The organism is Pseudomonas sp. NyZ480, from assembly GCF_029537255.1.
Lineage (GTDB): Bacteria > Pseudomonadota > Gammaproteobacteria > Pseudomonadales > Pseudomonadaceae > Aquipseudomonas > Aquipseudomonas taiwanensis.
The window spans coordinates 2,743,149-2,756,249 of sequence record NZ_CP120626.1 but is presented as its reverse complement, the minus strand read 5'-3'; the positions used below and the strand labels follow the sequence as shown (position 1 = coordinate 2,756,249).

Genomic DNA, 13,101 nt, shown 5'->3' with positions numbered 1-13,101 from the left:
ACAAGAGGCCACGCGATATGAAATCTTTAGCACTGCTGCGCTGCATCCTGCTCGTCCACGCCAGCCTGTTGGCCCTGCACCTGGGGGCGACACCGATGACCGAGGAACTGACACCCGTGGGCGCCGAACGAGGGCCTACCCGCGATGGCAGTGTCCCGGCATGGACTGGCGGTTTGCAAGCGGGTCAGGTATCGCTGTCGGTCAACGGTACGCCACTGGATCCCTACGCCGATGAGCAGCCGCTGTACGTCATCACCGCGCAGAACTACCAGCGCTATCGTCAGCAGCTCACGGATGGACAAGTGGCCTTGATCGAGCGTTATCCCCAGTCGTTTCGCCTACCTGTCTACCCGTCGCATCGCAGTGTCGCGGTGTCGACCCAAGTGGCCGAGTGGGCGCGGCACAACGCTAGCAGCGTTCATTTGACCAACGATGGCAATGGCTTGCAGGGCTTTGCCGGAGTGCTCGCATTTCCGCAGCCGAGCAACGGCCTGCAAGTGCTATGGAATCACCTCACGCGACCGCGAAATGGCAGCTACAGCCTGGCCTCGGACAGTGTCACCCCACGGGGAGACGGACGCTTCGTCACGATGAGCATGCAACAGACCTTCGCCCGACCCGATGTACTGGCCGAAGGTCGGACCGGCAACGTGTTGTACTACCTGAGCTACCGTCTGACCGCGCCGTCGCGCCTGGCCGGCGACGCCGTGGTGCTGCACGAAACCCTCGACCAGGTGGCGCAGCCGCGCTTGTCGTGGTTGTACAGCAGCAGCCAGCGGCGGGTTCGTCGCGCACCGGCGCTGGCCTATGACAGCATCACCCCGGGCACTGCCGGCCTGCGAACCGCCGACAGCCGGGATATGTTCAACGGCGCTCCAGACCTCTATGAATGGACTTTGGTCGGTAAGAAGACCCTGCACGTGCCCTATAACAGCTATCGCCTGGCATCGCCGCTGGTCGGTTATGCAGCACTGGTCGGCCCAGGCCATGTCACCCCGCAGTTGACCCGTTACGAGCTGCACCGGGTCTGGGAACTGGTGGGCACCCTGAAGCCGGGGGCGAAGCATATCTATGCGAGCCGTCGCTACTACCTGGACGAGGACAGCTGGGCCATCGTCGAGGCGGACTTCTACGATCGCCAGGGAAAGCTTTGGCGTACTGCCCAGGCCCACAGCTATTACCACGTGGCGGGGCAGTCACTGGTCAACGCCATGGAGGCGATCTACGACCTACGCAGTGGCCGCTACCAGCTCTCAGGCCTGACCAACGAGCAACCCAGGCCCTTCGCCTTCAATGTACGCACCAGTGCATCTTACTTCTCACCCGGCGCACTGCGTAGCCAGGGGCTGCGCTGAAAAAGGACCCTAGATGAATCCTGATCATCGTCACCGTACGTGGGAACGCTGGTTGCTGGGTCAGGGCAAGCCTCCCGACCCGCGCTTTACCCTGGCCAATGAGCGCACCTTTCTTGCGTGGATCCGCACAGCCCTGGCGTTGCTCGGCGGGGCCATTGCCATCGAGACATTCGCTGCTCACGCCTGGCCCCAGCCGGGTCGGGTGGCGATGGAAATGGCACTGCTGGCAGCCAGCTTGCTGGTAAGCCTGGGCGCTGGCTGGCGCTGGTTAACGGTGGAACGCGCACTGCGTTGCGAAGCGCCATTGCCGTTACCTCGGCTGGTACCGCTGCTGAGCATCGCATGCGCGCTGGCCAGCATTGCGCTGGTAGAGGCGTTGTGGGGGCGTTGGCATGGTTGATTGCAGTGTCGACCAGGGACTGCAGGCAGAACGCACGGTGCTGGCCTGGCGGCGTACCCAAGTCTCATTGCTGCTAGTGGCATGCCTGGCCTGGCGCGGCGAAATGCTCGCCATTGCGGGCATGGGCGTGCTGCTGGCGTTGCTGGGGCGGGTGCGGGAGCGGGGGATCTACCGCCGAGGACTGGGCATGTTGTGCAGCGAGCAAGGACGCGCAGGCGCCTGCATCGTGCCGCTCTGTGCCATAGGGGTGGCGCTGCTGGTGCTGTGTGTGTGGTTGCGCCGCTCAATCTAGAGCGGCGCTGTCGAGTCAATCAGGGCGTGACGATGTTGAAGCGCCCATCTGGTTCGTCCAACTGCGCCATGAAGCGCATGAATTTCTCCCGCTCGCCGCTGATGACGATGCCACCTGACTTGGTTTCCTTGAGGAAACCGGTCTGCTTGAGTGCGATGAGGTCCAAGGTGGCCTTGCTCATCGACACTTGCACATCCGCCTTGGCGTGTTGCGTATGGTCGCGGTGGGTAAGCACGCCATTGCGCAGGGTCAGGGCATAGGACTCGTTCAGGTCGGTGAAGCGCCAGTTGATGGTCAGGTCCTGCGCGGCAGCTTTGGCTGCATCGACACGCACGCCCAGGTAGTCGAAGAACAGCGATGGGGTCAGGGCTCGCACCAGGTCATCGGCGCTACCGCCCCTGCTGGCGGTGGTTGCCACACCGTTACGCAGTTCCTGCGCGCCGGTCAGGTAGGCGTTGCGCCAGGTGGCGTTTTCGCTTTGATAGCCCAGTTGCTCCAGTGCGTCGGCTTGCAGCTCGCGCGCGGCGCGATGGTCCGGCTGGGCAAAAATCAGGTGGCGGGTAAGCTCTGCTACCCAGCGGTAGTCGCCGTTGTCATACGCTTGCTTGGCCAAGGTCAGCACTCGCTCGGCACCGCCGAGGGCCTTGACGTAATGTTCGCCAGTCTCGCGTGGCGGCAGCGGGTTCAGCGTCGCCGGGTTGCCATCGTAGAAGCCCATGTAGCGCTGGTAAACCGCACGCACGTTATGGCTGAGCGAGCCGTAATAGTCGCGGCTGTACCATTTGCTGGCCAGCCGAGGCGGCAGCGAGGTCAGTTCGGCGGCGATCTCGGTGGGGCCAAGGCCCCGGTTGATCAGGCGCAGGGTCTGGCTGTCGATGAAGGCATACATGTCGCGCTGGTCGGCCAGGTACTCGCGGATCGCCTCACCACCCCAGGTCGGCCAGTGGTGCTGGGCGAAGACCACTTCGGCCTGGTTGCCGTAGCGCAACAGCGATTGATCCAGGTAGTACGCCCAGACCTTGGCATCGCGCACCTGGGCGCCGCGCAAGGTCAGCACGTTGTGCTGCACGTGGGAGGCGTTCTCGGCCATGCACAGGGCTTTGAACGTAGGGAACCACAGGTTCATTTCGGCAGGTGCCTCGGTGCCGGGCGTGAGCTGGAACTCAATATCGACACCATCGATGCGCAGCGTCTCGATGGGTTTTTCGATCAGCCGCGTGGGGGCGATCAGGCTGACCGTGGCATTGGCCGGTACACCCTTGCCAAGGCCAGCGTCCACTTGGCCGCGCGGCCCGCGTGGCAGCGGTGCGCCATACATGTACTGCGCTCGTCGCTTCATTGCAGGCCCCGCCAACACGTTTTCGCTGATGGCATGCTCGAAGAAGCCCTGCGGGGCGATGACCTGAACCTTCCCGGCCTTGACGTCGGCCTCGTCGATCACGCCGCGCACTCCGCCGAAGTGATCGACGTGGGGATGGGTGTAGATCACCGCCACCACCGGACGCTGCGGGCGATGCCGGAAGTACATCGCCAGCCCGGCCTTGGCAGTCTCGACCGACAGCAGCGGGTCCATGACGATCAGGCCGTGCTCGCCTTCGATCAGGGTCATGTTGGCCAGGTCAAGGCCACGTACCTGGTAGATGCCCTCGGTGACCTTGAACAAGCCTGCGATGGTATTGAGCTGGGCGATACGCCACAGGCTCGGGTTGACCGTGGCCGGTGCCTCGCCGTTGAGAAATGCATAGCGCTGCAGGTCCCAGACGGTTTTGCCATCGGCAGTGACTACGGCTTGGTCCACGGCTTCGAGCAAGCCGCGGCGAGCATCGGCGAAGTCGTTACGGTCGGCGAACGGCAGGCGTTGAAGCCATTGCTGATTACTCTGGCGGGTGAGGTCGGTAGCGTCCTTGCCGGGCGAATCGGCGTGCGCGGTAAAGGGCAGAGCGATGGCCAGCAGGTAGGGCAGAGATCGTAGGCGCATGGGGCATTCCTTGTTGTTTTGAGGGCGACCACTCTAAGGACAGAGCTTGGCGCCTAACCAATACCTCTGCTGTATGCCCTGCCATGCCCGGATGCGATGGCTCAGCCGGCGCGTATGTCCATGATACGGGCCACCAGCCAGGCCAACGCCGGATCGTGCTGGCGGTGGGCAAGGTACACCAGCTCCAGCTGGAACGGTTCCAGGGCGAAGGGCAGGTCGAATACCTGCAGCGGCAGCAACTGGGCGAAATGGCGCGCCAGCGCGGTGGGCAATACCACACACAAGTCAGAACTGGCGGCAAGGTGTGCGGCTTGCAGATAGTTGGGTGTGGTGTAGACGATACGCCGGGCTAGACCCTGCTCGCCCAGCCACTGATCGACCATGCCACGGGTCTGGCCGCCGTGCACCCAAAGATGACGCAAGCCCAGGAAAGTCTGCAGGTCGAGTGCGCCATCGACGTCGGGGTGTCCCTGGCGTACTGCCACATGCAGGGTCTCGCTGCGCCAGTGGCGTCGCTCATAGCGTGCCGGCACTTCGTCGAAGCGCCCCAGTACCAGGTCCAGTTCACCCCGGTCGAGGGCTTCGGCCGGCAGGTTGGGCGCCAGATGCACGACATCCACGCGCAGGTGGGGGGCCTGGTTGTGCAAGGTGGTCAATAACCCGGGCATGCATAGCTGTTCGGCAAAGTCGGTGAGGGCGATGCGCAGCTGCCGGTGGCTCATCGATGGCGTGAAGCTGTCTCCGCCGCCAAGGGTCTGCTCTATCTGTTGTAAGGCCGCACGGATCGGGCCCTCCAAGGCCAGCGCGCGCGGGGTAGGCCGCATTCGTCGGCCAACCCGTACCAGCAATGGGTCATCGAGCAGGTCGCGCAAGCGGGCCAGTGCGTTGCTCACCGTGGGCTGGGTCAGGGCCAGGCGCTCGGCGGCGCGAGACACATTTTGCTCGCGCAGCAGCATGTCTAGCACGCGCAACAAGTTGAGATCGAAGTTGCCAATATTCATGCGAAAAATACATGGGATGGAAAATGAAAATTTCAAAAATAGTAGGCGCCTGACTAGGGTGGGGGCAATGCCTTCACACTGAGAATCAGGAGCGTCATGCGTGAATACTCCCTATAACGTTGAGCAGACGGCGGTGATTGGTGCCGGGACGATGGGTCGCGGCATTGTCATCAGCCTGGCCCGTGCAGGGCTGCCCGTGTTGTGGCTGGATAACGACCCGCGCGCCACGGAGACGGGCCTGGCGATGCTCAAGCAGACTTGGGCGCAGCAGGTTGCCAAGGGTCGCATCGACCAGGCAGAGGCCGATGCCTGCCTGGCGCGCGTGAGCCAGGTAACCACCTATGCAGACCTCGCCCAGGTCGACCTGGTGATCGAAGCGGTGTACGAGAACCTTGCCCTCAAGCAGGAGATTTTTCGCACGCTGGACGATACCCTCAAAGCTGAAGCAATCCTGGCCAGCAATACCTCGGCGCTGGACATAGACGCGATCGCTGCCGTGACCCAGCGACCTGAGCAGGTACTGGGGCTGCATTTCTTCAGCCCGGCGCACGTGATGAAGCTGTTGGAAGTGGTACGTGGTCAGCGCACATCGCCTGCCGTGCTCGATGCGGCCCAGGCCCTGGGGCAGCGGATGGGCAAGGAAGTCGTGGTGGCTGGCAACTGTCCGGGTTTCATCGGCAACCGCATGCTTGCCACCTATGTCGCCGAGGCCCGCAAACTACTGCTGGAAGGTGCGACGCCAAGGCAGGTGGACGAGGCGCTGCAAGCCTTCGGCATGGCCATGGGGCCGTTCCGCATGTACGACGTGGTTGGCATCGACCTGGAGTGGCGTGCCCGCCAGCTGGCCGGCGTAGGAATGGAGGCCCCCCTGGCCCAGGTCGACAATGCCCTGTGTGCGCTGGGTCGCTTCGGACAGAAGACGGGTAAGGGTTACTATCGTTACGCCCCTGGAAGCCGAGAAGCCGTGCACGACCCCGAGGTCGATGCGCTGGTGCTCAAGGTTGCCCACGACCTGGGCGTGCGCCCGCGTGAGATCGGCGAAGCAGAGATCCGCGAGCGATGCCTGCTGGCACTGGTCAATGAAGGTGCGAAGATCCTCGAGGAGTCGGTTGCCAGTTGCAGCGATGACATCGACCGCGTCTACCTGCATGGCTATGGATTCCCGGCGGATATCGGTGGGCCCATGCGCTGGGCCGACCAACAGGGACTGGGGTCGTTGCTGGGGCGCCTGGAGCGTCTGCAAGGCCTGTTCGGCGAGCACTGGCGCCCGTCTGGGTTGCTGATGCGTCTGGCGGCCGAGGGTAAGCCGTTGGCCAATGTCCGCGAGGGCCGCGCATGAACTACCTGGCCCCCCTGCGTGACATGCAGTTCGTCCTGCACGAAGTCTTCGACGTGACGGCCCATTGCGCCCGCTTGGGCAATGAGCTGGACCGTGAAACCATCGACGGCATTCTCGATCAAGGTGCGCGCTTTGCCAGCGAGGTGGTGGCACCGCTCAATCGCCAAGGCGACGAGCAGGGCTGTCGCCTCGAACAGGGCCGTGTAATCACGCCCGATGGCTTCCGCGATGCCTACCAACAGTACGTGGAACAGGGCTGGGGCGGTATGACCGGCTCGCTGGAATACGGCGGGCAAGGCTTGCCGCAGATGGTCTCGGCATGCTTTCACGAAATGCTGATGAGCGCCTCGTTGTCTTTCCGGATCTATTCCGGTCTGACCGAGGGGGCAGCCTTGGCCGTGCACCGGCATGGCAGCGACGCTCTCAAGCGTGATTACCTGGGCAAGCTGGTCAGCGGTGAATGGACCGGCACCATGTGCCTGACCGAGCCCCAAGCAGGCACCGACCTGGCGTTGCTGCGCACTCGGGCCGAGCCGCACGGCGATGGCAGCTATCGCATCAGCGGCAGCAAGATTTTCATCAGCGGCGGCGATCAGGACCTGACCGACAACATCGTCCACCTGGTGTTGGCACGCCTTCCGGATGCGCCCGTCGGGGTTCGCGGCATCAGCTTGTTCCTGGTGCCGAAGTTCGTGTGCTCAGCCGAGGGTGGACTGGGCACGCGCAACGCGCTCGAATGCGGCGCGCTGGAACACAAAATGGGTATCAAGGGCGCGTCCACCTGCGTGATGAACTTCGACGGCGCCCGTGGCTGGCTGGTGGGCGAAGCCAACCAGGGCCTGGCCTGTATGTTCACCATGATGAACGACGCGCGCTTCCAGGTCGGCCTACAAGGTCTGGGCATTGCCGAGGCGGCCTTCCAGGGCGGCCTGGCGTATGCCCGTGAGCGTCTTCAGTCGCGCAGCCTCGTAGGGCCGCAGGCGCCCGAACTCAGTGCCGACCCCATCATCTGCCACCCTGACGTGCGGCGCATGCTGCTGACCCAGAAAACCCTCAGCGAAGGATGCCGCATGTTGGCGGCTTTCGCGGCGCAGGCGCTCGACCTGGAGCATGGTGGCGAGCAGCCAGAGGACCGGGCCGCCGCCGGCCGGCAGGCGGCACTGTTGATCCCCATCGTGAAGGCATTTCTCACCGACGTCGGCCAGGAGGTCGCCAGTCTTGGCGTGCAGCTCTATGGCGGGCATGGCTACATCCGCGAATGGGGCATGGAGCAACTGATGCGCGACAGCCGAATCACCCAGCTGTACGAGGGCACCAATGGCATCCAAGCCCTGGATCTGGTTCGGCGCAAGGTATTGGCCGACGGCGGCGAGCAGCTGTGGCTGTTGATCGATCAGCTACTTGCGGCGGCGCGCCAATGCCACGCAAAAGAACTGGTGGGCATGTCCGAGGCGGTGATCCAGCGTCTACAAGAGTGGCGCAACCTGAGCGCTGAAGTGCTCGATGCCTGCCGCTGCGACCCTCAGGAGATCGGTGCAGTGTCGGTGGACTTCCTCGCCTATTCAGGCTACGTGCTGCTGGCAGCGCTGTGGCTCCGGGCAGCCGAGCGCGCAAGCGCTGCCTTGGCTGCAGGTAGCGGCGACGGCGCGTTCTACCAGGCGAAATTGCATGCGGCGGCTTTCTACTGGCGGCGGATATTGCCGCGCGCCAGTGCCCACTGCGAGGCGTTGCGTGGCGGTGCTCAGTGCCTGATGAGCCTGGATGAAGCGCATTTCGCCTTCTGACCGGTTTGCCGTTCCCCTACAAGAACAAAAGGAATTCGGACATGCAGCCATTCAGTTTTGCCACCACCCCCCACCTGTTGTGCGAAGTCGGCGCCGCGGGGCGCCTTGCCCAGTTGTGTCAGCAACGCGGCGCGCGTCGCGTGTTGATCGTGACCGACCCGGGCATCACAAGCCTGGGCATGCTCGATGACCTGTTGCCCGGCTTCACCCAGGCGAACCTGAGCGCGGCGATTTTCAGTGAAGTCAGTGCCGACCCCAGTCATGCCTGCGTACTGGCAGCGGTCGGTCGTGCCCGCCACATCGGGGCCGAGCTGATCGTCGGTTTTGGCGGCGGCAGCTCCATGGATGTCGCCAAGCTGGTTGCGCTGCTGGCGCACCCTGACTGCGAGCAAAGCCTGGAAGCGGTCTACGGCATCAACCAAGCCAAGGGCCAGCGTCTGCCCCTGATCCAGGTCCCTACCACCGCCGGTACCGGTTCGGAGGTAACGCCCATCGCCGTGATCACCACTGGCGAGTCGGCGAAGATGGCGGTGATTTCGCCGCTGTTGCTGCCTGACCTGGCATTGCTGGACGCTGAGCGCACGTTGGGCCTGCCACCGGCGATCACCGCCGCCACGGGTATCGACGCGATGGTCCACGCCATCGAAGCCTCTACCAGCCAGTTCAAGCGCAATCCAATGTCGAGCCTGTTGGCCCGCGAGGCCCTGGCGCTGCTGGCGCGCAACCTCGACCAGGCGGTGCACAACGGCGGCAATCTACAGGCGCGCCAGGCCATGCTGCTGGGCGCCTGCCTGGCCGGCCAGGCGTTCGCCAATGCCCCGGTGGCGGCGGTGCATGCGCTCGCTTACCCGCTAGGGGCGCGTTATCACGTACCACACGGGCTGGCCAATGCCTTGGTACTGCCTCACGTCATGCGCTACAACCGGCGCGAGGCGTTCGCCGACTACGCGGCGTTGGCTCCAGCACTGTTGGGCGAGCGATTGCTGCCGGGTGATCCGCACGAACTGTGCTGCCAGTTCATCGATGAACTGGAGAAACTTGCGCCGCGCTGCGGCCTGCCCAGCCGGCTGCGTGACGTTGGCGTCCCCCGGCACAGTCTGCAGCTGCTTGCCGAGGACGCCATGCAGCAACAACGGTTGCTGGTCAACAACCCGCGCAAGGTGACCCTTGACGATGCCCTTGCCCTTTACCAGGCGGCGTTCTGAACATGGCCAGGGAGCGCCCGCTGCGCGGCGCCTACCGTCACTTCCAGCCGATCAGCACGCGCTGGCATGACAATGACCTGTATGGGCATGTGAACAACGTCATCTACTACAGCTATTTCGACAGCGCCGTGAACACTTGGCTGATCGAGCATGCCGGCCTGGACGTTCACAGCGACCCAGTTGTGGCCTATGTGGCCGGTTCGGCGTGCGACTACTACGCCTCCGTTGCGTTTCCGCAGCGCATCGAGGTGGGTATCGCTATCGACAAGCTGGGTAACAGTTCGGTGCAGTACGCGCTGGCCGTGTTCGTCGCGGGCCAACCCCAAGCCTGTGCTGCCGGTCGTTTTACCCATGTTTTCGTCGACCGCCGCGACCACCGGCCTGTCCCCATTCCCGCCAAACTGCGCAGCGCGTTCGAACGCTTGCTGCCGGCGTAATTGCACAAGGAGAGCTGTTTCATGCAAGACGCAGTCATCGTATCCACGGCGCGTACGCCTATCGCCAAAGCCTGGCGGGGCGCCTTCAACGACCTCACTACACCAAGCATGAGTGCCATCGCCATCCGTGCGGCGGTCGAGCGCGCCGGCATAGAACCGCAAGAGGTGGAGGACCTGGTGCTCGGCACCGCCATGCAAAGCGGCACTGCCGCGATCAACCCGGCGCGCCTGTCGGCGTTGGCGGCCGGCTTGCCGCTGTCGGTGGCCGGGCAGACCATCGATCGCCAATGCGCCTCGGGGTTGATGGCCATCGCCATCGGCGCCCAGCAGATTCGCAGCGAGGGTATGCAGGTGGTGGTCGGGGCAGGGCAAGAGCAGATCAGCCTGGTGCAGCAGGCGCACATGCAGGCTGCCAACGCTGCGCAAGATGCCACGGTGCGGCGCATGTGCGAGCACGCCTATATGCCCATGTTGCAAACGGCTGAGCGTGTGGCACAGAAGTACGGCATCGACCGTGAGGCGCAGGACCGCTACGCCTTGCTGTCGCAGCAGCGCACGGCTGCCGCGCAACACGCTGGACTCTTCGCCGACGAGATTGTTGCGGTGACCGCTCAGCGCAAGCTGGTGGATCCGGCTACCGGCATCCAGACTCATCAACTCGTGCATCTGACCCAGGACGAAGGCAACCGGCCCCACACGCAATTGGCGGACTTGCAGGCGCTGCGTCCGGTGATCGAGGGCGGCTGTGTGACTGCCGGTAACGCCAGCCAGTTGTCCGACGGCGCCAGTGCATGCGTGCTCATGAGCGGTGACCGCGCGGCCCGACTGGGGCAACGGCCGCTGGGGCTGTACCGAGGGATGGCGGTGGTCGGCCTGGTACCGGAGGAAATGGGCATTGGGCCTGTACTGGCGATACCGCGCCTGTTGGCTCGGCACGGCTTGCGGGTGCAAGACATCGGCCTGTGGGAGCTCAACGAGGCATTCGCCTGCCAGGTGCTGTATTGCGCCGAGCAGTTGGACATCGACCCGGCACGCCTGAACGTCAACGGCGGCGCCATCGCCATCGGGCACCCGTATGGCATGAGCGGTGCACGCATGGTCGGCCATGCCTTGCTCGAAGGCCGCCGGCGCAACGTGCGCTACGTAGTGGTCAGCATGTGCGTTGGCGGAGGCATGGGCGCGGCCGGATTGTTCGAGGTGCTTTGAACGCGCCCACCAGCCATAACGAACCGGCATGGCACTGATCCGAAGACGCTATTTGTGACCGCCGCGCCACCTCACTAATAATCTTCCCACCACTACCGCCGGCCAGTGCGGCCGGCGTTTTCCCCGTTGAACTTGTCTTGTCACTCTCGAATACAACAACAAGAGGTTAAGAGTGAGCGTATACAACCTTTCCTGCCGGCGCCGAGCGCCGCTGGCGGTATTCTGCTGCCTGCTCGCCGCACCGGCCACTGCCTTGCAATTCGATGTCGGCCCACTCGAAGGGCGGCTTGACTCGGCCCTTTCGTTCGCTACAGCCATCAGCACTGCCAACCCGGACAAGCAGCAACTTCAGTACGCCAATGGCAACGATGGGCGGCGAAACTACCGTTCGGGTGATGTCTTCTCGGCGATCTTCAAAGGGACGCACGACCTGGAGCTACGACACGATAACGTCGGTCTGTTCGTGCGTGGCAGCTACTGGTACGACACAATGCAGCGTGATCACCAACAGCGCGCGGTCGCTATCGACGACAACAACCGTCTGGTTTCGACGAAGACCGCGGGCGCCGAGTTGCTGGACACGTTTGCCTATGCTCTCTACGACATCGACGGTGAGCCCGGTTCGCTTCGCCTGGGCAAACAGGTCGTGAACTGGGGCGAAAGCCTGTTCATTCAAGGTGGTCTGAACGTAATCAGTCCGTTCAACCAGGCCGCGCTACGCCGACCTGGCACCGAAGTGAAGGATGCGTTGGTGCCGGTCAACCTGCTGTATATCACCCAGAACCTCAACCAGGCCGTGTCATTCGACGCTTTCTACCAGCTCGATTGGGAGCAGACCCGGCTGGATAACTGTGCAACTTTCTTCGCCGCGAACGATTTCATGCCAGAAGGTTGTCAGGGGCTGGACGTCGGTGGGCAGATGGTCACCAACCCAGCGGTTACCCAAGCACTGGCCCCCTTTGGCGTGACGCTGACCGAGGAGGGCGTGCGTGTGCCGCGTGGCGCCGACCAGACTGCGCGCAATGGTGGCCAGTGGGGCTTTTCGCTGCACTGGTACGTCGAGCCGATGGATACCGAGTTTGGTTTGTACGCGGCCAACTATCACAGTCGCTCTCCGTACCTGGGCACGGTCAGCAGCCGTTATTACGCCAATACCGACTTTGCCAGGCGCTTGTGCGGCAGCATCGGCGTGCCATTGTCCAACTGCGGGGCCTTCCTGACGTCGAGCAACGGGCAGACTCTGGCCGGTGCGCTGCGTATGGGTACCTCGCAGTACGTTGCGCAGTACCCCGAGGACATTCGCCTCTATGGCATCACCTTTGCCACCACGCTGCGCAACGGCACCGCCGTGCAAGGCGAGGTGAGCTATCGCCCGAACATGCCGGTACAGCTGAACGGAAACGATCTGCTGCAGTCGTTGCTCAATGCGCCGGGGCGCAGCCCGCTCAACGCCGATGGACTGCGACCGCCGACCGACAATACCTTGTTCAACGGCTACCGGCGCAAGGAAGTGACCCAAGCCCAGGTGTCGGCGCTGCAGACGTTCAGCCAGGTGATGGGCGCTAACCAACTGTTGCTGATCGGGGAGGTGGGGGCCACCTATGTAGGTGGGCTAGAGGGGCGTTTCGGCCCGCGCTATGGCCGCTCTGGCGCCTACGGTAATGGCGAGCTTGCGGACAACGACGTGTGCCTGGAAATTTCAAGAAGTCCAGGTGACTGCAACGGGGAGGGGTTCGTCACGCCATTCTCCTGGGGTTATCGGCTGCGGGCAACCTTGAGCTACCCGAGTTTGCTCCAGGGCGTGGACATCCGCCCAAACCTGGCCTGGGCTCATGACGTGAAGGGCTATTCCCCCACCGATGGCTCCGCGTTCAATGAAGGGTCGCGCTCGATCAGCGTGGGTGTGGATGCCACATTGGCAAACAAGTACTGGGCAAGCGTTGCCTACACCGACTTCATCGACGGTGACTATGGCACCCGCGGCGATCGCGATTATCTGGCGTTCAGTGTTGGCGCCAGTTTCTAGAACGGCCCAATGTCGGGAATGGAAAACCCGTTGATGCCAAGAGCGTCCGCGAATCGGCAACTTGTGCGACTCGCGGGC

At 63.6% G+C, this 13,101-nt stretch carries 11 protein-coding genes; 9 read left to right on the top strand and 2 right to left on the bottom strand.

Annotated features, from left to right (window positions below; genetic code table 11):
- Positions 1–17: 17 nt before the first annotated feature.
- The 3 genes from P3R38_RS12585 to P3R38_RS12575 are packed head-to-tail and all read left to right on the top strand — an operon-like array spanning position 18 to position 2,047.
- The gene (locus P3R38_RS12585; RefSeq protein WP_104883893.1) at positions 18–1,355 is read left to right on the top strand and encodes a DUF1329 domain-containing protein; all 1,338 of its coding nucleotides are present in this window, start codon (positions 18–20) and stop codon (positions 1,353–1,355) included.
- 13 nt (positions 1,356–1,368) lie between these two features.
- Complete coding sequence (locus tag P3R38_RS12580) at positions 1,369–1,755, top strand: DUF202 domain-containing protein (RefSeq protein WP_023380611.1); 387 nt, start codon at positions 1,369–1,371, stop codon at positions 1,753–1,755.
- Positions 1,748–2,047, top strand: coding sequence for a DUF202 domain-containing protein (locus P3R38_RS12575; protein WP_023380610.1), 300 nt, complete (start codon positions 1,748–1,750; stop codon positions 2,045–2,047). The genes P3R38_RS12580 and P3R38_RS12575 overlap by 8 nt, the downstream gene beginning before the upstream one ends.
- 19 nt (positions 2,048–2,066) lie before the next feature.
- Here P3R38_RS12575 and P3R38_RS12570 read toward each other — a convergent pair whose 3' ends face one another.
- Positions 2,067–4,025 (bottom strand): alkyl sulfatase dimerization domain-containing protein, encoded by a 1,959-nt coding sequence (locus P3R38_RS12570; protein WP_027906940.1) that lies wholly within the window; start codon positions 4,023–4,025, stop codon positions 2,067–2,069.
- Positions 4,026–4,126: 101 nt separating this feature from the next.
- Entirely contained in the window at positions 4,127–5,026 is a 900-nt protein-coding gene (locus tag P3R38_RS12565; protein ID WP_104881760.1) for a LysR family transcriptional regulator, read from the bottom strand.
- Between the two features lie 100 nt (positions 5,027–5,126).
- On the opposite strand from P3R38_RS12565, the gene P3R38_RS12560 reads away from it, so the two are divergent.
- From P3R38_RS12560 to P3R38_RS12535, 6 genes are all read left to right on the top strand, one after another.
- The gene (locus tag P3R38_RS12560) at positions 5,127–6,365 is read left to right on the top strand and encodes a 3-hydroxyacyl-CoA dehydrogenase (protein ID WP_023380607.1); all 1,239 of its coding nucleotides are present in this window, start codon (positions 5,127–5,129) and stop codon (positions 6,363–6,365) included.
- Complete coding sequence (locus P3R38_RS12555) at positions 6,362–8,149, top strand: acyl-CoA dehydrogenase C-terminal domain-containing protein (protein ID WP_023380606.1); 1,788 nt, start codon at positions 6,362–6,364, stop codon at positions 8,147–8,149. The genes P3R38_RS12560 and P3R38_RS12555 overlap by 4 nt, the downstream gene beginning before the upstream one ends.
- A gap of 41 nt (positions 8,150–8,190) precedes the next feature.
- Positions 8,191–9,354, top strand: a complete 1,164-nt coding sequence (locus tag P3R38_RS12550) for an iron-containing alcohol dehydrogenase (RefSeq protein WP_186598853.1) — start codon at positions 8,191–8,193, stop codon at positions 9,352–9,354.
- Positions 9,355–9,356: 2 nt separating this feature from the next.
- Positions 9,357–9,791: a thioesterase family protein gene (locus tag P3R38_RS12545; RefSeq protein ID WP_023380604.1), complete on the top strand. Its 435-nt coding sequence runs from the start codon at positions 9,357–9,359 to the stop codon at positions 9,789–9,791.
- 21 nt (positions 9,792–9,812) lie between these two features.
- Positions 9,813–10,997 carry an acetyl-CoA C-acyltransferase gene (locus P3R38_RS12540; protein ID WP_277686189.1) on the top strand — a complete coding sequence of 395 codons (1,185 nt, stop codon included), beginning with the start codon at positions 9,813–9,815 and terminating at the stop codon, positions 10,995–10,997.
- A gap of 172 nt (positions 10,998–11,169) precedes the next feature.
- Positions 11,170–13,023: a DUF1302 domain-containing protein gene (locus tag P3R38_RS12535; protein WP_104881763.1), complete on the top strand. Its 1,854-nt coding sequence runs from the start codon at positions 11,170–11,172 to the stop codon at positions 13,021–13,023.
- Positions 13,024–13,101: the final 78 nt, after the last annotated feature.